General features: G+C 71.4%; 19 protein-coding genes and 1 tRNA gene. 11 read left to right on the top strand and 9 right to left on the bottom strand.

Annotated features, from left to right (window positions below; genetic code table 11):
* Nucleotides 1-39 precede the first annotated feature (39 nt).
* From AB0B57_RS06435 to AB0B57_RS06415, 5 genes are all read left to right on the top strand, one after another.
* On the top strand, nt 40-1053 hold the full coding sequence (locus AB0B57_RS06435) for an aminoglycoside phosphotransferase family protein (RefSeq protein WP_357065808.1): 1014 nt from the start codon (nt 40-42) through the stop codon (nt 1051-1053).
* 111 nt (nt 1054-1164) lie between these two features.
* Nucleotides 1165-1671, top strand: coding sequence for a hypothetical protein (locus AB0B57_RS06430; protein ID WP_357065805.1), 507 nt, complete (start codon nt 1165-1167; stop codon nt 1669-1671).
* Between the two features lie 90 nt (nt 1672-1761).
* On the top strand, nt 1762-2454 hold the full coding sequence (locus AB0B57_RS06425) for a response regulator transcription factor (RefSeq protein WP_357065802.1): 693 nt from the start codon (nt 1762-1764) through the stop codon (nt 2452-2454).
* On the top strand, nt 2447-3913 hold the full coding sequence (locus tag AB0B57_RS06420) for a histidine kinase dimerization/phospho-acceptor domain-containing protein (protein WP_357065799.1): 1467 nt from the start codon (nt 2447-2449) through the stop codon (nt 3911-3913). Before AB0B57_RS06425 ends, AB0B57_RS06420 begins: the two co-directional genes overlap by 8 nt.
* 56 nt (nt 3914-3969) lie before the next feature.
* Nucleotides 3970-4569 carry a hypothetical protein gene (locus AB0B57_RS06415; RefSeq protein ID WP_357065797.1) on the top strand — a complete coding sequence of 200 codons (600 nt, stop codon included), beginning with the start codon at nt 3970-3972 and terminating at the stop codon, nt 4567-4569.
* A 39-nt stretch (nt 4570-4608) separates the two neighbouring features.
* On the opposite strand, the gene AB0B57_RS06410 is transcribed toward AB0B57_RS06415, so the two are convergent.
* Together AB0B57_RS06410 and AB0B57_RS06405 are read right to left on the bottom strand one after the other, a co-directional pair.
* Nucleotides 4609-6231, bottom strand: a complete 1623-nt coding sequence (locus AB0B57_RS06410; protein WP_357065795.1) for a ricin-type beta-trefoil lectin domain protein — start codon at nt 6229-6231, stop codon at nt 4609-4611.
* 179 nt (nt 6232-6410) lie between these two features.
* Complete coding sequence (locus AB0B57_RS06405; RefSeq protein ID WP_357065792.1) at nt 6411-8615, bottom strand: glycosyltransferase family 39 protein; 2205 nt, start codon at nt 8613-8615, stop codon at nt 6411-6413.
* A gap of 124 nt (nt 8616-8739) precedes the next feature.
* Here AB0B57_RS06405 and AB0B57_RS06400 point away from each other — a divergent pair, with 124 nt between their 5' ends.
* A complete protein-coding gene (locus AB0B57_RS06400; protein ID WP_357065789.1) occupies nt 8740-9447 on the top strand; it encodes a glycosyltransferase family 2 protein in 708 nt (235 codons plus the stop codon).
* Here AB0B57_RS06400 and AB0B57_RS06395 read toward each other — a convergent pair.
* Both AB0B57_RS06395 and AB0B57_RS06390 read right to left on the bottom strand, forming a co-directional pair.
* On the bottom strand, nt 9433-10326 hold the full coding sequence (locus AB0B57_RS06395; protein WP_357066529.1) for a transketolase: 894 nt from the start codon (nt 10324-10326) through the stop codon (nt 9433-9435). The two genes, AB0B57_RS06400 and AB0B57_RS06395, sit on opposite strands and share 15 nt — an antisense overlap.
* A 5-nt stretch (nt 10327-10331) precedes the next feature.
* Nucleotides 10332-11027 carry a transketolase gene (locus tag AB0B57_RS06390; protein ID WP_357065786.1) on the bottom strand — a complete coding sequence of 232 codons (696 nt, stop codon included), beginning with the start codon at nt 11025-11027 and terminating at the stop codon, nt 10332-10334.
* A gap of 47 nt (nt 11028-11074) precedes the next feature.
* Between AB0B57_RS06390 and soxR the strand changes: the two genes are divergently transcribed.
* Nucleotides 11075-11533, top strand: coding sequence for a redox-sensitive transcriptional activator SoxR (gene soxR, locus AB0B57_RS06385; protein WP_357065783.1), 459 nt, complete (start codon nt 11075-11077; stop codon nt 11531-11533).
* Here the strand turns inward: soxR and AB0B57_RS06380 are convergent, their stop codons facing one another.
* A complete protein-coding gene (locus AB0B57_RS06380; protein ID WP_357065780.1) occupies nt 11534-12508 on the bottom strand; it encodes an NAD(P)H-quinone oxidoreductase in 975 nt (324 codons plus the stop codon). It abuts the gene before it with no gap.
* A 163-nt stretch (nt 12509-12671) separates the two neighbouring features.
* Here AB0B57_RS06380 and AB0B57_RS06375 point away from each other — a divergent pair.
* Nucleotides 12672-12758: transfer RNA gene (locus AB0B57_RS06375), tRNA-Ser, on the top strand.
* Nucleotides 12759-12994: 236 nt separating this feature from the next.
* Nucleotides 12995-13753 carry a TipAS antibiotic-recognition domain-containing protein gene (locus AB0B57_RS06370; protein WP_357065777.1) on the top strand — a complete coding sequence of 253 codons (759 nt, stop codon included), beginning with the start codon at nt 12995-12997 and terminating at the stop codon, nt 13751-13753.
* A 25-nt stretch (nt 13754-13778) separates the two neighbouring features.
* Here the strand turns inward: AB0B57_RS06370 and AB0B57_RS06365 are convergent, their stop codons facing one another.
* Both AB0B57_RS06365 and AB0B57_RS06360 read right to left on the bottom strand, forming a co-directional pair.
* Nucleotides 13779-14969 carry a low temperature requirement protein A gene (locus tag AB0B57_RS06365; RefSeq protein ID WP_357065774.1) on the bottom strand — a complete coding sequence of 397 codons (1191 nt, stop codon included), beginning with the start codon at nt 14967-14969 and terminating at the stop codon, nt 13779-13781.
* Nucleotides 14970-15020: 51 nt separating this feature from the next.
* Nucleotides 15021-15173: a hypothetical protein gene (locus AB0B57_RS06360; RefSeq protein WP_357065771.1), complete on the bottom strand. Its 153-nt coding sequence runs from the start codon at nt 15171-15173 to the stop codon at nt 15021-15023.
* A gap of 136 nt (nt 15174-15309) precedes the next feature.
* Here AB0B57_RS06360 and AB0B57_RS06355 point away from each other — a divergent pair, with 136 nt between their 5' ends.
* A complete protein-coding gene (locus tag AB0B57_RS06355) occupies nt 15310-15852 on the top strand; it encodes a YbhB/YbcL family Raf kinase inhibitor-like protein (RefSeq protein ID WP_357065769.1) in 543 nt (180 codons plus the stop codon).
* 103 nt (nt 15853-15955) lie between these two features.
* On the opposite strand, the gene AB0B57_RS06350 is transcribed toward AB0B57_RS06355, so the two are convergent.
* Nucleotides 15956-16666 carry a class I SAM-dependent methyltransferase gene (locus AB0B57_RS06350; RefSeq protein WP_357065766.1) on the bottom strand — a complete coding sequence of 237 codons (711 nt, stop codon included), beginning with the start codon at nt 16664-16666 and terminating at the stop codon, nt 15956-15958.
* A gap of 212 nt (nt 16667-16878) precedes the next feature.
* Here AB0B57_RS06350 and AB0B57_RS06345 point away from each other — a divergent pair, with 212 nt between their 5' ends.
* Nucleotides 16879-18714 carry a hypothetical protein gene (locus tag AB0B57_RS06345; protein WP_357065763.1) on the top strand — a complete coding sequence of 612 codons (1836 nt, stop codon included), beginning with the start codon at nt 16879-16881 and terminating at the stop codon, nt 18712-18714.
* A gap of 12 nt (nt 18715-18726) precedes the next feature.
* Here AB0B57_RS06345 and AB0B57_RS06340 read toward each other — a convergent pair whose 3' ends face one another.
* On the bottom strand, nt 18727-19503 hold the full coding sequence (locus tag AB0B57_RS06340; RefSeq protein WP_357066527.1) for a hypothetical protein: 777 nt from the start codon (nt 19501-19503) through the stop codon (nt 18727-18729).
* Nucleotides 19504-19662: the final 159 nt, after the last annotated feature.

Below are 19662 nucleotides of genomic sequence, written 5' to 3'. Positions count from 1 at the left end.
GCTCGCGTCGGCGCGGGCGGGCCGCCTAGGGTGCCTTGCGTGACGACGAACGCTGATCCGCACGCCGCGCCCTGGTCCACGGAGCAGTGGCAGGCGAGGGCCCGGTCCTGGGTCGACGCGCGGCTGAGCGAGTCCGGCCGGCGGGTGACCGGGCCGGTGGAGCCTCGGGTGCGCCCGTGGTCGCTGGTCTGGCGGGTGCCCACCGACGACGGCCCGGTCTGGTTCAAGGCCAACAATCCGGGCACCGTGCATGAGGCGGTGCTGATCGCGACGCTCGCCCGGTGGACGCCGGCACGGGTGCTGACGCCGATCGCGGTGGACCCGGCGCAGGGCTGGTCGCTGCTGCCCGACGGTGGCGAGTCGTTGCGGGACGTGCTGGCGCGCGAGCCCGATCTGGCGCACTGGGAGCGGGCGCTGCCCGGGTACGCGGCGCTCCAACTGGCCACCGTGCCGCATGCCGACGAGTTGGTCGCCCAGGGCGTGCCGGACCACCGCCCCGAGGTGCTGGCCGGGCTGTTCGCCGAGCTGCTCGATGATCGCGAGTCGCTGCTTGTCGGTGCCGAGGGTGGGCTCAGCCCGGATCTGCACGAGCGGCTGCGGGCGGAGCTGCCGTCGTACGCCGAGCGGTGTCGACGGCTCGCCGACATCGGCATTCCGGCCACCGTGCAACACGACGACCTGCACGACGGCAACGTCTTCGCGGCCTCGGACGGCTACCGCTACTTCGACTGGGGCGACGCCTCGGTGGCGCACCCGTTCGGCACGTTGCTGGTGACCCTGCGGTCCATCCGGTACGCCGAGTCGTTGGCGGCCGACGACGCCCGGTTGGCTCGGTTGCGGGACGCCTACCTGGAGGCGTGGACCGACAGGTACGACCGCCGGACTCTCGTCGAGGCCGTCGACCTCGCGATCAACCTGGGGGCGGTGAGCCGGTCGCTGTCCTGGCGTCGCGCCCTGGACACCGTCGACAGCTCCCGCGCCGAGTACGCCGATGCGGTCCCCGGTTGGTTGGCGGAGCTGTTCGCCGCCAGCCCTCTTCAGCCTGATTCCTGACCATGATCCGTCGACGTCGGAAATCGGACAGCCAGTGCGACCCCCGGCGTGGAACTTCCAAAATTGCATCGTGACCCACGTCACCCCGCCGGGGAGGTCGTTGGGCAGGTCATGGACGTCTTCTCCCGAACGTTCCTTCCGGCCGCCACCGAGGCTGGCCTGGCCGTGCAGACCGTGAGCCGGCACATGCCGGTCTTCCGGCGCTGCGTCGGCTCCGGTGACGCCACCATCCTGGTCACCCGTTGCAGCCGCCCCGACCGTCCGGTCACCGGCGACTACCTGTTGCTGCTCACCCACCGTCGACTGGTGGTGACCCAGCAGACCCGACTACTGCACCGTCTGCGCCTGCATCTCAACACCGAGTTGCGCGAGCTGAGCAACGTCACCTGGAGCCCGGACCCGCGACTCCAGTCGGTCGAGATGGCGGCCACCGCGATCGACGGGATCCGTGAGCGGTTCCTGATCCGCACCAGCCACCCGAAGCAGGTCTGGCAGCTCGACGCGCTGCTCAACCAGGCGTTCCGGAGCCGCCTGCGGCCGCCCGGCGCGCGGGTCGTCGCCAGCATCGGCGACGCACCGGCCGGCGCGCGGCCCGGGATGTTCGCTCCGTCCTGGTGACCTGACACCCGGCCACGCCTTGCCGCACCTTTACCGAACTCGTACACACACCGATCGCGTCGAGCGTTCGCCGTCGGCAATCATGGGCCGGTGACCGTCGAACCGCCGCACCGCGGGCTCGTCCTCGTGGTCGAGGACGAACCGGCCATCGCCGACCTGGTCCGGCTGTACCTAGCCCGGGACGGATTCGGCGTCCACCTGGAACGGGACGGTGCCGCTGGCCTGAGTGCCGCCCGCCGGTTGCGTCCGGTGGCCTGCGTCCTGGACATCGCGTTGCCGGGCCTGCCCGGCACCGAGATCTGCCGTCGGCTGCGCGAGGTCGGCGACTGGACCCCGGTCATCTTCCTCACCGCCCGGGACGACGAGGTGGATCGGATTGTCGGCCTGGAGTTGGGCGCCGACGACTACGTCACCAAGCCGTTCAGCCCTCGCGAGTTGGTCGCCCGGGTGCGCGCGGTGCTGCGCCGGGCCGCCGGTGGCCCGGAGGGCGCGGACCGGCCGCGTGTCGTCGGCCCGGTGACGCTCGACCCGGGCCGCCGCACGGTCACCGTCGCGGGCGCGCCGGTGCAGCTCACCTCCACCGAGTTCGACCTGCTGGCCCACCTGATGGCCCGGCCCGGTCGGGTCTTCACCCGGGAGGAGCTGCTGGCCGGGGTCTGGGGTTACGCGGCACACGCCGGCACCCGCACCGTCGACGTGCATGTCGCCCAGGTGCGGGCGAAGCTCGGCCCGACCAGCGTGATCCGCACCCACCGCGGCGTGGGGTACGCGGTCGATGCCTGATCATCCCGCGCGCGTCGAGTCACCGACCATGTTCCTGCCGGTGGTCGGTGCCGGCCCGTCGGCGGCCCCTCGTCGGGGCCGGTTCGGCCGCACCCTGACCGCCCGGGCGGTGCTGGTGACCTGTGCGGTGGCGTTGGTGTCGGTGCTGGTCACCGCGATCGTCGCCGTGCCGTTGGCGATCCGCGGTGCGGAGCGGAGCGAGCAGGAGGCGCTCGCCGCGCAGGCCCGGCTCGCCGCCGAGGTGCTGCGGACCCGCCTCGACCGGGGCCGCACCGCGGACGAGGAACGCCTCGTCCAGCAACTGCGTGACCAGGGCATCAACGCGTACCTGATCCGGCGTGGTGCGGCCGACCGGCCGGGTCTGCCGGCCCGGGTGGTGCAGCGCATCGGGCAGGGGCGCAACGTGTCGGCCCGGCGCGCCGTCAACGGCGAGCGCGCCCTGGTCGAGGGCCGGGCGTTGGCCGGCGGCAACGGGGTGGTGCTCTCCCGTCCCCTGGCGAACGGGCTGTGGGCCCAGGTGCTGCGCAGCCTGTGGCTGCCGCTGCTGGCCGGGTTGGCCGCCGGTGTGGTGGCCGGGCTGCTGCTGGCCCGCCGGCTGGCCCGGCCGATCCGCGTCGCGGCCACCGCCGCCGCCCGGCTACGCGCCGGCGATCGCGCCGTCCGGGTGCCGGTCGAGCCGCCGGACGAGGTCGCCGACCTGGCCGAGGCGTTGAACGGACTGGCCGGCGCACTGGCCACCAGTGAGGGGCGGCAACGGGAGTTCCTGCTGTCCGTCTCGCACGAACTGCGCACCCCGTTGACCGCGATCCGGGGGTATGCCGAGGCGCTCGCCGACGGGGTGCTCGGCGCGGACGACACCGTCGACACCGGCCGGACGATGCTGGCCGAGGCCCAACACCTGGACCGGCTGATCGGTGATCTGCTGGCGCTGGCCCGGCTGGAGGCCGCCGACTTCCCTCTCGAACCGGTGTCGGTGGACCTGACCCGGCTGGCCCTGGACGCCGAGCCGACCTGGGCCGGTCGGTGTGCGGCGGTGGGCGTGCCGTTCCGGGTGGAGACGCCCGGTCAGCCGGTGCCCGCGTACACCGATCCGGGGCGCATCCGGCAGGTGCTGGACGGGCTGCTGGAGAACGCGCTGCGGGTCGTACCCCCGGGGTCGCCGGTGGTGCTCGCGGTCCGGCCGGCCGGTGCGGACCCAGCCGCCGGCGGCGTGTTGGAGGTCCGCGACGGCGGGCCGGGCTTCACCGACGACGACCTGGCGGTGGCGTTCGAGCGCGGCGCGCTGCACCAGCGTTACCGGGGGGTGCGCAAGGTCGGCAGCGGGTTGGGGTTGGCGCTGGCGGCCGGGCTGGTCCGGCGGCTGGGCGGGGAGATCGCCGCCGGGCACGCGCCGGAGGGCGGGGCCGCCTTCACGGTCCGGCTGCCCGGCGATCCTTACCTGGCTCGAACATCGGCCTGACGCTCCGCTCGTCGTCGCGGGAGAGGCTGGGACCTCCACGGACGAGAGGAAAAGCCATGCCACGTTGGGGATTCGCCACCGGCACCACGGCGCTGCTCGCGGCGGTCGCGCTCGGTGTCAGCGGCTGCGGTGCGGCCGAGGTGGCCAGCCAACCCGCGCGGGAGGCCGCCGTCGAGGTCGCCGCCGCGATGGGCGTCGAGGGCCAGGCGCTCACCGCCATGGGCTTCGACGCGGACGACCTGGACGTGCGGACCATCGCCGCGCCGGCCACCCCGACGCCCGGCGCCTCGCCCACCGCAAAGGACAAGGCCCGGGAGAAGCGGGGCGAGGAGCTGCGCAGGCGCCACCAGGCCCGCGTGCAGTTGCGCAAGAACACCCTGCACGGCGAGGCCGTGGTGAAGAACAAGGACGGCGGTACGCAGACCGTCGCCGTGCAGCGCGGCGAGGTGACCGCTATCGACGGTGACTCGATGACCGTCAAGTCCACCGACGGCTTCACCATGACCTGGACCTTCGGCGACGACCTGCGAGTCGTCGAGCGGCGCGCCACGGTGCAGCCGAGCGAGGTCAAGGTCGGCGCGACGCTCGGCGTCGCCGGCGCGAAGGACGGCGACAAGGGCGTGGCCCGGCTGATCCTCATCCCCCGCGCCAAGTGAACGAGGGGTCCCCGGTCGACTCGGGGACCCCTCCATCCGTCAGTAGACGCGGGAGCCGATGAAGTCGTCGTGCCCGTAGCCGACCGGGTTGGCGGCGGTACGGGCCTCGTACGACCACTGCTGTCGGGTACTGCTTCCGCAGGTGGCCAACCGCAGGCGGGAGCTGCCCAGCAACGGGTTGTCGAACGCCACGCAGAGGTTGCTCGCCGCCGCCGGCCGGAGCTGGTTGCCGACGAACACGAACTGCTGGGCGCCGGTGCCGTTGCAGTCGTAGATGTTGATCGCGGTGCCGGCGGTCATCGAGCTGTTCGACACGTCCAGGCAGCGGTCGTGGGACAGCTCCGAGTGCAGCGACCGCCGGGTCGAGTCGTACCAGAAGCCCTGGTTACGCCCACCGTGGCAGGCGTGCGGCTGCTGGACTGTGCCGTTGCGGGAGTCGTAGCCCCGGCCGTCGACGCAGGTGCCGGTGGCCAGGTTGCGCAGTTGCCTGAACTCCAGCAGGCCCGGGTAGAGCACGCCGCCGCCGGTGCTGGCCGGGTCGACGCAACTGGCCCGCTCCTGGCCGGAGTTCCAGAACTGGGTGATGCACTGGGCGAACATGCCGTGCCCCCGGGCGTTCGGGTGGAACGACTGGCGGGCGGCGTTCTCGTTCCAGATCCCCACCTCGATGAACAGGCCGCGGACCGAGGTGTTGTCGGTGCACACCTCGTGCCCGTGGAAGAGCCGGCTGGCGTCCAGGTAGCGGGTGCCGGTCGCGGTGGCGGCCGCGCGCAGCGCCGACTCGAACAGCGGCACCGCCTTGTTGCGGGCGAACGCCGCGTCGGCCAGGTAGAGCAGACAACCACCGGAGTACCAGCCGGGGAAGTTCGGGTTGTCCTCCACGTCCGGGCTACCCGGGCTCGGGTACGACATGAGCACCAGTTCGTAGTCCGAGCGTAGGTAGCCGGCGTTGGTCATGGTCTGCCGGATGTCGGTGAGCGCGTCGGTCACGGCCTGCCGACTGCCGTCGGTGCGGATCGTCCACTGGTCGGTGTAGGTGGGATAGCAGGCTCCCTGGAAGAACACCCGACGGATGGCGCAGTCGGTGGCGACCGGGCCGAACTGGATGGTGCCGTCACCGTTCGCGCCGACCACCACCCAGATCAGCTTCACGTGCGTGTTGCGCGCCTTGATGCCCAGGTAGTCGCCCTGGTTCAGCTCGTTGTGCTGGGTCGGGCCGCCGGCGATGAGGTTCCACGGGGTGGCACCGGAACAGGCGATGTTGTACTGCGTGTCCGACGGGATGCCGGTGCGGAAGACCGCCTGGTCGTACGAGCGGTCACACCAGTTGCCGTCCTGGTGGGTGCCGGGGACGTAGTTGCCGACACCTTCGCCGGAGATCTCGCTGTCGCCCATGGTGACCAACGCGGTGCGGCGTTGCTCGATCGGGCGGATCGCCGGGCTGCCGTAGAGGGCGGTGGCCTCGGCAGCGCGGACGGCCTCGAGGTTGGCGGGGAGTGGTTGGACGGCCGGTCGGTCGGCGGCGGGGGCGGCCGGTCGGTCGGCGGCGGCGGGGGCGGCAGGTCCGGCGAGCATCGGTAGCACGAGAGCGGCGACGGCGACGACCACGGTGCTGGCCCGTCGTCGGGTCGCGCGTTCGGGCCTGGCGGGGATTGCAGGCATCGACGCACTCCTTTCGGCTCAGTCGCGGGACGTCGACTGAGTTACCAGACGGTAACGTGCGGATCAACCGATGTGAATGCGTCTCGGATCCTTGCGCGCGGGCTGCCGAACCGCCCGGATCGGACGATCCGGGCGCCGGCCGCCTGGCGGTGCGGGTCCGGTCCGAGTGTCCGGCCGGATCAGCGGCCGGGTGGCAACGCGTAGCCCACGTAGTCGCGGAACTCCAACCGCCAGCCGGCCGGAACGAGCTTCGCGCAGGCCGCCTTGGCGCCGGTGCAGACGATCGCGTCCACCGAGGTGGGGTCGGCCGGCGGCCGTTCCGGCAGCACCGACTGCAACGACACCAGCTCCGGCGAACGGCCGTCCGGCTGGCGCAGCAGCAGCCACCACGGGTACTCCCAGTTGTCGTTCTGCTCCACCAGCCCGATCCGCCGCGCGCCGCTGTCGCGGACCGCCCCGGCAGCCCAGCGGAACTCGTCGGCCCACTGCGGGCGGCGCAGGAACCGGGTGTCCCAGTCCGAGGTGGTGAAGACCGAGCCGGAGCCGACGAGTCGGCGCGGGAAGCCGTACGACAGTGCGAGCATCCCGGCCAGCGCCGAGGTGACCAACACGACGACCACCGTCAGGGTGGCCAGCGACCGTCGCCGCCCACCCGGGCCGGCCGTGTTCGTCACGTTCCGGGCGGCGCTGGCGCGGCGCCGCAGGAGCGCGTCCAGCCACAGCCCGGCGAGCGGCACGGCCAGCACCAGGGCGTAGAGCAGTAGCCGGTTGCCCCACGGCTGCCATTTGATCATCGCGGTGTGCAGCAGGACTGTCGCGAGCACCACCACCGCGTACGCGCGCAGCGGTCCGACCTGCCCGCTGTCGATCCGGCGCGGTCGGGCCAGCGCGACCACCGCGCCGATCAACGCCAGCGCCCCGGCGATCGGGAACGCCACCCGGTCCTCGTCCGGGTACCAGGCGGGTTCCGGGAAGATCTCCCGGCCGAACGTGATCGCCCGGTCCTGGGGGTCGACCCCGATCGCGTCCGCGCCGCCGATGATCGCCTTCCCGCCGACATCACGCAGCGGCGCCAGCGGCGTGTCGAACGCGGTGTGCCCGATCCGCAGCGCGTTGACCAGGATCGACGGCGGGTCGTGCCGTTCCATCGGGATCGACTCCCGCAGCCGGGGCGGGCCCAGCGGATGCCCGAACTCGGCAGTGACCCGGGCCAGGAACGGGCCGACCACCACGGCCGCGACCAGCAGGATCAGCACGGAACCACCGATGACGCGCGCCGCGCCGGCGACCGGGCGGGCAGTCGACCCCTCGGCAGCCGGTGCCCGGCTGGCCAGGGCCAGTCGGAGCTGCGCCAACCCCCAGAGCACGAGCAGTGGACCCACCGCGATCAGGCCACTGGTCTTCGTCACCGCGGTCAGCCCGGTGGCCGCCCCCAGCCCGAGCAGGGTGCCCCAGCCGGTCCGCCGACGCAGCCCGTCCAGCACCAGCGTCGCCGCGCAGGCCACCCAGGCCGCGCAGACCAGGTCGGTCTGCGTGCTTGTCGCCTGGAGCACCACCATCGGCGTGGTGGCCAGCACGAACGCGGTCAACAACTGAGCCCGCCGGCCGCCGCCGAGTTGCGCGGTGATCCGTGCGGCCACCAGCAGGCAGAGCACCCCGGCGGCCCACTGCACCAGGTTGTGCAGGTGGTCCCCGGCGGTCAGCAGGCGCAGGTGCAGCAGCAGGTACTCGGCTCCGGGCGGGATGGTCACCTGCCGGTGGATGGCGGTGGGCCAGAAGTCCAGGTCGCCCTGGGCCACCCAGTGCTCCACCTTCGGCAGGTGGTACGTCTGCGAGTCGAAGTTGTTCGGCTCGGCCAGCAGCGCGACGAGCAACTCCACCAGGACCAGCCCGCCGACCGTGCCGGCGAGCAGGCGCTCGCCCCGCCCCGCCGTACGCCACCTGTCCAGTGCCCTGGCGAGCAGGCCGCCGCGGGACCGACCGACCGGCCGGTCCCCGCGCCCGGCTGGGCCCTCGTCGATGCTCGGCGCGGGCAGCTCCGGACCGACGCCGGCGGCCACCGCCGCGCCGACCGGCACCCGTCGGGGTGTCGCGGCGGGCTGCCGCGCGGCGGTGGCGTTCCGGCGCCAACGCACCCGTGCCGCCGCCGCGCAGGCGAGCAGGAAGAGCAGCCAGGCGGCGACGAACGCCGGCCGGGTCAGCGCGTGCGACGCGCCGAGCACCTCGACGACGAGCACCGCGTACGCCCCGCTGAGCAGGGCGGCGCGCACCACGGCGAGCCGCAGCGGTGCCACCCCGGCGGCCCCGCGCGGCCTCGTCACGACGGTGAGCAGGAGCACCGCGGCGGCAGGCACCACCGCGAGCAGGGAGCCGGCAGCCGACATGGCGGGAAGTAAACACCATCGGTCTGGGACTGCCACGTCGACTGCCCGGCGGTGGCGGCCACCGTCGCGCTGACCAGCCGGGCTAGGCTATGCCCGACGTGTCGTCGCCACCGTGGAGATTCCCGTGAAGCTCTCGATCCTCATGCCGGTCTTCAACGAGGAAGAACGCATCGCGGATGCCCTCAAGCAGGCATTGGCGGTGGACTACCCGTGCGAGATCGAGCTGGTCGTCGTCGACGACGGGAGCCGGGACGGCACCGGCGAGGTCCTCGGTCGCGCCGACGACGCACGCCTGCGGGTCATCACCCACCAGCGCAACGCCGGTAAGGGTGCCGCCATCAAGACGGCCGTCGACAGCGCCGAGGGCGACTACATGGTCATCCTCGATGCCGACCTGGAGTACGACCCGCAGGACATCCCCAAGCTGCTCGACCCGGTGCTCGACGGGCGCGCCACAGTCGTCTACGGCAACCGCACCTTCGGCAGCCACAGCGCCTACAGCTTCTGGTACGTGATGGGCAACAAGGGCGTCACGATGGCGGCCAACGTGCTGTTCAACTCGTACATCGGTGATCTGGAGACCTGCTTCAAGCTGATGCCGGTGGCGCTCTACCGGTCGCTGGACGTGCGCTCGCGCGGCTTCGGCATGGAGGCCGAGGTGACCGGCAAGCTGCTGCGTCAACGGATCCGTCCGTACGAGGTGCCGATCAGCTACCGGGCACGTGGCCGGGAAGAGGGCAAGAAGATCACCTGGAAGGACGGCGTCGAGGCGATCTGGATCCTCGGCCGCGAGCGCGCACGCCGCCGTCCCGCCAAGTCAGCCGCGCGTTGAGCCCAGGAACGCGCTGATCGACCGCCGCAGACCGGCGGCGTCCAGGCCGTGCCACCGGGTGTGGTCGGCCGGGCTTCCGTAGCGTCGCAGGTCGGTCCGACCCACCCCGAGCGCGAGCAGCCGATGCGGCACGTCCGCCATCGCCCGGCTGACGAGGGCGCTCGACGTGCCCGCCAGGTACGGCTCGACGAGCACCACCTCGGTCCCGGCGAGCGCCCGTAGCCCGAGGGTGTCGAGCGGCCGGGGCGTGTGGGTGTACGCGACTGTCACGTCCATCGCCTCGGTCGCCGCCAACGTGGCATCGAGCATCGGCCCGACGGCCACCACCAGCGGCGCGCCCGGCCCGCCCCGCCGCAGCACCCGCAGCCGGTCCGCATCCGGGTACGCCTCGGCGTTGCGCTGCTCACTGAGCCGCAGGTAGATCGGGTCGTCACCGGTCGCCGCGTGCCGGAGCAGCGGCGCGACCTCGTCCGGGTGGCCGGGCACCCGCACCGTCCAGCCGTCGCCGAGCGAGTCGAAGAGCGCCACGTCCCCGGGCGACTGGTGGGTCCGGCCCTCCGCCGACCCGTCGTACGACGCGCCGATGCTGACCAGTACCGCGCCCATGCCCTGGTGGTCCAGATCCAGCTTGATCTGCTCGTACGCCCGATCCACCAGGAACGTCGCGTACGAGTGCACGATCGGGCGGAGCCCGGTCAGGGCGAGCCCACCGGCCACACCGATCATCAGTTGTTCCCGGATGCCGACGTTGAGCACCCGGTCCGGGTGCCGGTGACCGGCCGCCGCGAACTGGCTGGCCGAGATGTCGGCCACCACGAGTGCGGTACGCGGGTCCTCGTCGAGAAGGGCGGCGGTGGTGTCGATGAAGGCGTTACGCATGACTGTCATCCCCTGCTCTCGACCCGGGCGACCACCAGGTGCGGCAGTCGTGGCCGGTGCCCGGTCAGCGCCGCGTACAGGGCGGTGTGGTCCCGGCCGTCGACGGTGTCGGCGGTCCAGCCGTTGACGGTGAACCGGCTGGCGATCCCGCCGGCCCAGCCGTGCGTGGCGGACGAGTTGTCGACGACGATGGCGGTGAGGCTGTCCAGGCCGGTCGCCCCCGCGTACGCCATCGCCTCGTGGTTGGCGCCCTCGTCGAGTTCGGCGTCGCCGAGCAGCACATACACCCGGGGGGTGCGCAGCCCCTGGGCTCGCAGGCCGAGGGCGGTGCCGACGGCCAGCCCGAGCCCGTGACCGAGTGAGCCTGAGCCGATCTCGACGCCGGGCACCAGCACCCGGTCCGGGTGGTGGCCGAGCCGGCTGTCCGGCCCGGCCAGGTCGTCGAGCCAGGCGTCCGGGATGAAGCCGTGCGCGGCGAGCACCGCGTAGTAGGCCGCCGGCCCGTGCCCCTTGGAGAGCAGGAACCGGTCCCGCTCCGGGTCGTCGGCGGTGTCGGGGGTGACCCGCAGCACCCGGTCGTAGAGCACCTGGAGCACGTCGATGGTGGAGTGCGCGCTGGGCGCGTGCTTCTCGTCGCCGGTCAGTCGTCGGATCAGCCCGGGAAGCCGGGCGCCGGTGTCGGTGGTCAGTGTGGTGGTCATGCCACTACTGTGTGACTTGAAGTGGACTTCAACTCAAGGGCCTGGTGATGCAGGATCTACTGACCATCGGCGAGTTGTCCGCCCGCTCCGGTGTGGCGCCGTCGGCGCTGCGCTACTACGAGCGACTCGGGCTCATCCGCGCCGACCGTACCGGCGGCAACCAGCGCAGGTACGCCCGCGCCGAGTTGCGCCGGGTCGCCTTCATCCGGATCTCCCAACAGGTCGGCGTCTCGCTCGACGAGATCCGGGCGGCGTTGGAGTCGCTGCCCGAGGCCCGCACGCCCAGCCCGCAGGACTGGGCGCGGCTCTCCGCGAGCTGGCGCGGCCGGTTGGACGAAAAGATCCGGCTGCTCACCAACCTCCGCGACGACCTGGACGGCTGCATCGGCTGCGGCTGCCTGTCCCTGCAACGCTGCACACTCAACAACCCGGGTGACGCGCTGGCCGGCGAGGGGCCGGGCGCCCGTCTGATGCTGCCCCGCCCGGCGGACGACACGCTCGTCTGATCACCCGCGGGTGAGCAGCACCTTGCCGAAGTGGTCGTTCGACTCGACGAGCCGGTGGGCCGTCGGCGCCTCGCTCATCGGCACCCGCCGGTCCACGATCGGTCGGACCGTGCCGGCCTCGATCAACGGCCACACCTCGTCCCGTACGCCCTGGACGATCTCCGCCTTCTCGGCGAGCGGTCGGGAGCGCAGTGACGTCGCCGCGACGCTGGCCCGCTTCGTCAGCAGCGCGCCGAGATCCAACTCGGCCTTGCGCCCACCCTGCATCCCGATCACCACCAGCCGGCCGCCGGTGGCCAGCGCGGAAACGTTCCGGCCCAGGTAAGACGCACCCATGATGTCCAGGACGACATCCGCACCCCGACCGTCGGTGACCCGCCGGACCTCCTCGACGAAGTCCTGCTCCCGATAGTCGATCGTGTGGGCCGCGCCCAACTCCCGCAGCCGGGCGTGCTTGGCCTCCCGCGCGGTGGTCAGGACCGTCGCGCCGAGAGCCGCCCCGAACTGGACCGCGAACGTGCCGATCCCGCTGCCCCCGCCGTGCACCAGCAGCGTGTCACCCGCGCCGAGCCGACCCACCTGGATCAGGTTCGACCAGACCGTGCAGGCCACCTCCGGTAGCGCCCCGGCGTCCACCGGGTCGCAGGCCGGCACCGGCAACAACTGCCCGGCGGGAACCGCGACCCGCTCGGCGTACCCCCCACCGGCCAGCAGCGCGCACACCTGCTGCCCGACCGCCCACCCGGAGACCTCCGACCCCACCTCGGTGACCACCCCGGAGCATTCCAACCCGGGGTACGCGGACGCACCCGGCGGCGGCGGGTAGTGCCCCTGCCGTTGCAGCAGGTCAGCGCGGTTGACCCCGCTGGCCCGCACATCCACGATCACCTCGTCGGGGCCCGGCTCCGGGTCGGGCACCTCGGCCCAGACCAGCGCGTCGGGTCCACCGGGCTGCGGAATGGTGATGGCTCGCATGAGCCCAGTCTTCCCGATCTCGTCGGGTGCCGCAGGCGCACCCGTTGAGCCCACTGTGGACGGCCGAGATGGCCTGGTCGCCGCGTTGGGGGAGGGACGCCGGGCCGACCGGCGGGAGTCGTGGCAGACTGTGCGTGGCCGTACACCCGCGGGTGGCGGCCCAGGAGGGTTCGCCTAGTGGCCGATGGCGCTGGTCTTGAAAACCGGTAAGGCAGCGATGTCTTCGTGGGTTCGAATCCCACACCCTCCGCCCCTCTGGACAGCAAAAACGCTCCCTGACCAGCGCGAACCCTGGCCAAGGGGCGTGTCTATGTGCGGTGAGTCGGTCTCACTTCGTCCCGCTCGGGGCCGTCCTCCAGCCTGCTGGCGAAAGTGTCCCGGAACGGCAAGGGCCTTCGCTGGTGCCGCTTTTGCGGATTTCTGGCACGGTTGACTTTGACGTTACGTCAACCTCTAACCTTCATTTCACACCGACGAGTTGACGGGGTGACTGAGGTGGATTGGTCGATCCAGGACATCGCGCGCATGGCCGGAACGACCAGTCGCACCCTGCGCCACTACGGCGACGTCGGTCTGCTTCGGCCGAGCCGGATCGGCCGCAACGGGTACCGGTACTACGACCAGGAGAAGCTGCTCCGGTTGCAGAGGATTCTGCTGTTGCGGGAGCTCGGCCTTGGGCTGCCCGCAATCGCCGAGGTGCTCGACGGGAGCCAGCACACAGTCGAAGCGCTGCGCACCCACCTGAAACTGCTCGAGCAGGAGCGCGAGCGGATCGGGAGGCAGATCGAGTCGGTGAAGACGACCCTGCACAAGACGGAAGGAGGTGAACCACTCATGCCTGAGGAGATGTTCGCCGGTTTCGACCACACGCAATACGAGCAGGAGGTCACCGAACGGTGGGGCCGCGAGGCCTACGCGAAGGGTGACCGGTGGTGGCGCTCACTCAGCCCGGCTGAGAAGCTGGCGTTCCAGCAGCGCCAGGTCGAGATCGGGCGGGACTTCGGCGCGGCGCACCGCGCCGGGGCGGCGGCCGACAGCGACCAGGTGCAGGCGACCACCCAGCGGCTGTACGACTGGCTGTCGGGGACGTCGACGACCCCGACCAAGGAATACTTCATTGGGCTCGGCGAGCTGTACGTGTCCGACGCGCGCTACACGGCCGTGTTCGACAACGCCGAGAACACCGTCGGCACCGCGACGCTGATACGCGACGCGATGCACGTTTACGCCGAGCGCAACCTGTAACAGGTGAGCGGGGCTGCAGACCCGCTCACTGTGCCCCGCCGTTCGTCGCGGATCGCCTGGTCCACGCCTCGTAGCTGAGGAGGGCGACGAGGAACGCGGTGAGCAGGCCGAGTGCGGCCAGACCGGGCAGGTATCGACCGACGGGCAGCAACAGCAGCGCCAGACCGGGCGCCACATACTGCTCCAGCCGCACCGACTGGCCGCTGAGACCCAGGAAGATCGCCCTGCCCACGAGGTACAGGGCGGCCCCGCCGAACAGCGCGATGGCCGGGACCCAGTTCAGGGTGGCGTGGGATTTCTCGTGCGCCAGGGCGGCGAGCACCTCCTCGACTCCCAGCGCCACGTAGATCGTCCCGGCGAGCAGCGGGAGGTGGGCGACGCTGTAGGCGTTGCCGGCCACGAAGCCCCGTCGCAGCCCGGGCGCCATCGTCAGCGCTCGTTCGGCGTGCGCCGTGTTCGCGGAGTACAGCCAGTACAGGCAGATCGTGAGGACGAGGGTGAGCAGCGCCGCCACCAGGGTCGGCGTGCGGATCATCCGAGTGCCGATCCCGGCACCGACCGAGATCAGGGACTCACCGAGCGCGATGATCACCACGAGGCCGTGCCGCTCCACGAAGTGACCGGGGCTGCGTACCGGCCACCCGCTCACCAGCAGGGCGAGCACCCCACCGCTCATGTCGACGATGAGTGCCGCCGCCCAGAGCAGGAGCTGCGCGGTGCCGCCGAGCACGGCCCCGAGGACGAGCGGTAGCCAGGACAGCGCGCTGGTGAGGGCGTAGAGACGAACGGTGCGGCTCAGTCGGGGGTCGTCCGCCGCCGCCCAGTGGAAGAGGGCGGAGTCGATCACTCGCACCACGACGTACGCCAGCACCAGGATCAGACGTGGTTTCGTCGTATGCGGGCCGGTCTGCCAGGCCTCGGGGATGACAAGCGCGATGAGGAAGACAGCGGCCATCGCCACGGTGACGCCGGCCCGGGTGAGCCCGACGTCGAGCCGGACGTAGTTGCCCAACCAGGCGTAGACCAACCAGGAGTTCCACAGCAGCACGAGGACGAGGAGCCCCTGCGTCAGGGTCTCCGACGAGGGCCGCTCGCTCATGAACGTGGTGACCCGGATGAGCCCGAAGACCAGCACCAGGTCGAAGAAGACCTCGAACAGCGTCGGTCGGTGCTTCTCCGCCGTGACTACCGGCCGCGGCCAGGAGATCCACCCCATCGGGTCATCTTGACTGTTCGTCCCGAAGCGGCTCGCCGCCTCGCGTCCCGGTCACTCTGGCGGGTTCGCGGCCCGCCGCTCCTCGCGGATCGTCTCGTCGGCCAGCCGCTCGACCGCACGTCGCCGTTCTCGGGCGAGCGACTGCTCGTCCGGCTTGCGCAGCGCGGTGACGACGGCGATCAGGAAGTCACGCCAGATGCTCAAGAATTTCCCCCGTGGACTGTTGCGGCGATGATCGTATCCGCGCGTCGTTCCCCGGCAGCGCCCAACCGGTCGTCGGCGGCCCCTCGACGGGGTAAGAAGAGGCGGAAAGCTCCGCACACCGGAAGGACGCGTCCCGATGACCCTGGAACGACCGATCGCCCCGGACCCGTACGAGCTGCTGCCGACGCTGCCCTCGTTCACGCTGACGAGTGACGACGTGCAGAACGGTGAGCCGATGGACGCCCGGCACGCGCATGGCAGCACCGGGGGTGACAACGTCTCGCCGCAGCTCACCTGGTCGGATTTCCCCGCCGAGACGAAGAGCTTCGCGGTGACCTGCTACGACCCCGACGCGCCGACCGGCAGCGGTTTCTGGCACTGGGTGCTCGTGAACGTGCCGGTCGAGGTCACGCAGTTGCCCAGCGGCGCCGGTGGCGCGGCCGGCACCGACCTCGGCGGGGCGTTCGCGGTCCGCAACGACTACGGCGACCAGGGCTACGGCGGTGCGGCCCCACCCCCCGGCGACCGCCCGCACCGGTACGTCTTCGCGGTGCACGCGGTAGACGTCGACCGCCTGGACCTGACCCCGGACGCGAGCCCCGCCTACGTGGGCTTCAACCTCACGTTCCACACCCTGGCCCGAGCGGTGATCCGCCCGACTTACCAGATCAAGGAGTGACCCGTACCCCGCGGTCTTGCACTTTCTGCCCCGACGATCTCCGCGTAAAGGGACGTTTGGGCGACCGGAAGTGCAAGATCGCGGGGGCGGGGCGCGTGGGGGTTTAGGACGGTACTCGGGCTACCGCGAAGACGGACTGGCCGAACGGGGGGCGTACCAGTTGCTCGGCGGCCTTGGTGGCGGGCAGGACGACTGTGTCGTACACCTTGACCATCGGGCCCTCCTTCGGCATCAGCCGGAAGACCTTGGTGGCCATGAAGTAGCCGATCAGGCCCAGCGCGTTGGCGTAGTGGATCTTCTCGACGGTCAGGCCGGCATCGGTCATCGCCGCGTGGAGGGTCTTCTTCGTGTAGCGGCGGACGTGCCCGGTGGCGACGTCGGCCGGGCTCATCGCGAACTGGAACGCCGGCACGATGATGATCACGGCACCGCCGGGTCGGACCAGGTCGCGCATGCTGCTCAGCGCACCCACGTGGTCCTCGATGTGCTCCAGGACGTTGTACGAGACCGCAGCACTGTAGTTGCCCCGGTCGCTCTGCGGCAGCAGCATCTGCCGGACGTCGATGTTGGGTCGGTCGGCGAGGCGCTCCTTGAGCTGCACCAGCCGGTCCGGGTCAGCCTCGGTGGCGGTGAACCGGGGCAGCAGCTCGGACCACTCCAGCGCGTAGTCACCGAGGCCGCTGCCGATCTCGATCGGGTCGTCGCCGAGGTACGGCACGGCCAGCTCGATGAACCAGCGCCGGTGGTTGACAGCCGTCGCGAGGCCTTCCAACACCTCGGACTGAACGCGCTGATCCCCAGTGATTTCTGCCATGCGTCGATTCCTCACGATATGAACTCGACCCGTGCCTGGACCGACAGAGTGAATCATCCGCTGGGACGGCAGAAGAATCGGGGCATCGGGGGTGGCCGAATTATGGTCGGGGGTGGGCTCGTGATCGGCGGTCGGCGAACCCGGCACATAGTACGGCAGTACCCGGAAACATGTCACGGCAGCGTCAGGCCCTGACTACCCTGTGAATTGTCATGACTACTCCTGAGTCGGCCCCGCCCAGCGGCAGCGACGGGCCGGCCGCCGCGTCGTCGGCGCGGGGGAGCCCTGGTCGTGCCCGGCCTTCCCGTGGGGGCAGGCGGACGGACCTGTTCGCCGTGCTGAGCTTCGTGCTTCTCGGCCTGTGGGTGACCGCTCGGCTCTGGTTGGAGCCGGGCAGCGGCGTGCGGGACAACCGGTCCGACCAGTCGCAGTTCGAATGGATGATGGCGCACGGTGCGCGAGTCGTGACGCACTTCGCGTACCCGTTTCATTCCAATCAGATGAACGTTCCGGACGGCGTCAATCTGATGGCCAATACGTCCGTATTATCCATTTCTCTGCCACTGGCGCCGGTCACCCTGCTCCTGGGGCCACGTGTGGCATTCCTGGTCTTTCTCACCCTCGGCATGATTGCCACCGCCACCGCCTGGTATTTCCTGCTCTCCCGGGTGCTGATCGGCAGCCGGGGGCCGGCGTGGTTGGGCGCCGGCTTCTGCGCGTTCGCGCCGGCCATGGTGTCGCACGCCAACGGGCACCCGAACATCGTGTCGCAGTTCGTCGTCCCGTTGATCATCTGGCGCACCCTGCGACTCGGCGACCCGGGCCGCTGGCTGCGCAACGGGATCCTGCTCGCGCTCGTGATCGTCTGGCAGGCCTTCCTCAACCTGGAGATCCTGCTGATGACCGCGATCGGGCTCGGCGTGATCGTCGGCGTGCTCGCCGTCGGTCGGGCGGATCTGCGCTCCCGCGCCCGGTCCTTCCTCGCCGGTCTCGCCGTCGCCGCCGGGGTCGCCGCGCTGCTGCTGGCGTACCCCCTCTACGTGCAGTTCTTCGGACCGGACGCGTACTCCGGGTTGTCCCGGCTGATCCGCGGCTACTCCAGCGACCTGGCGTCGTTCGTCGCGTACTCCCGGGAGGCACTCGCCGGCAGCCCGCGCACCGCCGCGGGCCTGGCCAAGAACCCGACCGAGGAGAACAGCTTCTTCGGCTGGGCGCTGGTGGTGCTGGTGGTCGGCCTGGTCTGGTGGCTGCGACGCTCGGTCGTGGTGCTCGCGCTCGCCGCGCTCGGGCTGCTCTTCGCGGTGCTCTCGCTGGGTCGGGAGGTCCGCTTCGACAACCGGGGTACGGGCGTGCCGGGCCCCTGGGCGGCACTGGAGAACCTGCCGATCCTGCACTCGGTGGTGCCGACGCGGTGGGCGTTGGCGATCACACCGATCATCGGGCTGCTCCTCGCCTACGGCGCCGAACGCGCCCGCGAACTGGCCGACGCGCACCCGGCCGCCCGGGGGCAGGTCCGCATCGTCACCGCCATCGTGCTCACGATGGCCCTGTTGCCGATCGTCCCCACTCCGCTGCCGGTGACCCGTCTCGACCCGGTCCCCACCTTTGTGACGAGTGGTGCCTGGCGTCCGTACGTGATGGGTGGGCGCAGTGTGGTGACCCTGCCACTGCCGGACACCACCTACGCGGAGCCACTGCGGTGGTCCGCGGCAACCCGGCTGGACATGCCGCTAGCCCGTGGCTACTTCCTCGGCCCGGACACCCGCCCGAACGCCGAGGCCCCGCGCGTCGCGCTGTTCGGTGCGCCGCCCCGCCCCACCAGCAGCTTCTTCGCCACCATCCGGCGTACCGGGGCGGTGCCGCCGATCACCCCGCAGGGGCGGGTTCGCGCGGTCGACGACCTGCGCTTCTGGCGGGCGGGTGTGGTCATCCTCGGGCCGCACGAGCACGAGGCCGCGCTGCGTCGGGGGATGACCGAGCTGACCGGGCTCCAGCCGAGCTTCACCGGCGGCGTGTGGGTGTGGGACGTCCGGTCGTTCACCGACTGAGCCGACGAGTGGCTAGCGGACGCAGCAGCCCTGGCAGACCTTCGGACGGGGCAGGGTGAAGGCGAGGCAGCAGGTGCGCCGCTGCACGGTCGGCTCACCGGTCGGCCCCGGCACCAGCTCGATCAGATCGGCCAGGTCGAGCGCGCCGAGCAGGGTGTCGATGGTCTGCACCGTCGAGCCGGGCAGACCGTCGGCGGCCCGCAGGATGCCGTGCGCGATGCCGGATGCGACCGAGCCGAGCAGCGTCCGGGTGCCCACCCGGACCTCCGACTGGATCGCCGTGATGAGCGGTGCGAGGTGGGCGTCGAGCAGGGAGGCGCGCAGTGCGCCAAGCAGCTCCGCCTCGTCGGCGACGACCCGCACCTCCGACAGGCCGGCGAGCGCCAGGGGGTCGTTCGGCAGCACCGCGACTGTGGTGCCACGACGCAGGCCCATGGTGAGCAACGGCCGGTGGTCCTCGAAGTGGATCAGCACGTCGGCCGGATCGAGCAGCGGCACCCGTCGGGCGGAGGCCCAGCCGAGCACGACCGGCAGCGCGGTCCAGTAGCTGTACGACTTCCAGGCCAGCGCGGCGCAGGCGTGCGGGGTGCCACCCCAGCGGACGGCGGCGCCGCGCAGCAGCTCCGGCAGCCGACTGCCGTCGAGCAGGGTGGTGGCGGGCGCCCAGCCGAACTCGTCGTCGACGACCAGGCCCGGGGCGAGCCCGGGAACGTCGTCGGTGCCGAACATGGCCCGCAGCGCTGCGGTGACGGGGGCGAGTGGCGTGGCGACGGCGCCCCGCCTCGGCATCACCGCTGTCACCTGAGTCATCCCCCGTCTGCGTGACCGAGGAGTACGCCCCGGCGGACGAGCCAGTGCCGTCCTGAGCTAAGGCTAGCCTAACCAAGCTTGCCGGGATACCCGAGTGGCTGTAATTCGAGCGACACATGCTGCCGGATTCCGGCAGAC

Source organism: Micromonospora sp. NPDC049101 (assembly GCF_040648675.1).
GTDB lineage: Bacteria > Actinomycetota > Actinomycetes > Mycobacteriales > Micromonosporaceae > Micromonospora.
This window is presented reverse-complemented; position numbering and strand designations above follow the sequence as displayed.

What these genes read in the sequence shown, in the direction of transcription:
- AB0B57_RS06430 (WP_357065805.1), top strand. Translation starts at nt 1,165, where the DNA reads ATGGACGTCTTCTCCCGAACGTTCCTTCCGGCCGCCACCGAGGCTGGC.
- AB0B57_RS06420 (WP_357065799.1), top strand. Translation starts at nt 2,447, where the DNA reads ATGCCTGATCATCCCGCGCGCGTCGAGTCACCGACCATGTTCCTGCCG.
- AB0B57_RS06415 (WP_357065797.1), top strand. Translation starts at nt 3,970, where the DNA reads ATGCCACGTTGGGGATTCGCCACCGGCACCACGGCGCTGCTCGCGGCG.
- AB0B57_RS06410 (WP_357065795.1), bottom strand. Translation starts at nt 6,231, where the DNA reads ATGCCTGCAATCCCCGCCAGGCCCGAACGCGCGACCCGACGACGGGCC.
- AB0B57_RS06405 (WP_357065792.1), bottom strand. Translation starts at nt 8,615, where the DNA reads ATGTCGGCTGCCGGCTCCCTGCTCGCGGTGGTGCCTGCCGCCGCGGTG.
- AB0B57_RS06395 (WP_357066529.1), bottom strand. Translation starts at nt 10,326, where the DNA reads ATGCGTAACGCCTTCATCGACACCACCGCCGCCCTTCTCGACGAGGAC.
- AB0B57_RS06390 (WP_357065786.1), bottom strand. Translation starts at nt 11,027, where the DNA reads ATGACCACCACACTGACCACCGACACCGGCGCCCGGCTTCCCGGGCTG.
- soxR (WP_357065783.1), top strand. Translation starts at nt 11,075, where the DNA reads ATGCAGGATCTACTGACCATCGGCGAGTTGTCCGCCCGCTCCGGTGTG.
- AB0B57_RS06380 (WP_357065780.1), bottom strand. Translation starts at nt 12,508, where the DNA reads ATGCGAGCCATCACCATTCCGCAGCCCGGTGGACCCGACGCGCTGGTC.
- AB0B57_RS06365 (WP_357065774.1), bottom strand. Translation starts at nt 14,969, where the DNA reads ATGGGGTGGATCTCCTGGCCGCGGCCGGTAGTCACGGCGGAGAAGCAC.
- AB0B57_RS06355 (WP_357065769.1), top strand. Translation starts at nt 15,310, where the DNA reads ATGACCCTGGAACGACCGATCGCCCCGGACCCGTACGAGCTGCTGCCG.
- AB0B57_RS06350 (WP_357065766.1), bottom strand. Translation starts at nt 16,666, where the DNA reads ATGGCAGAAATCACTGGGGATCAGCGCGTTCAGTCCGAGGTGTTGGAA.
- AB0B57_RS06345 (WP_357065763.1), top strand. Translation starts at nt 16,879, where the DNA reads ATGACTACTCCTGAGTCGGCCCCGCCCAGCGGCAGCGACGGGCCGGCC.
- AB0B57_RS06340 (WP_357066527.1), bottom strand. Translation starts at nt 19,503, where the DNA reads ATGCCGAGGCGGGGCGCCGTCGCCACGCCACTCGCCCCCGTCACCGCA.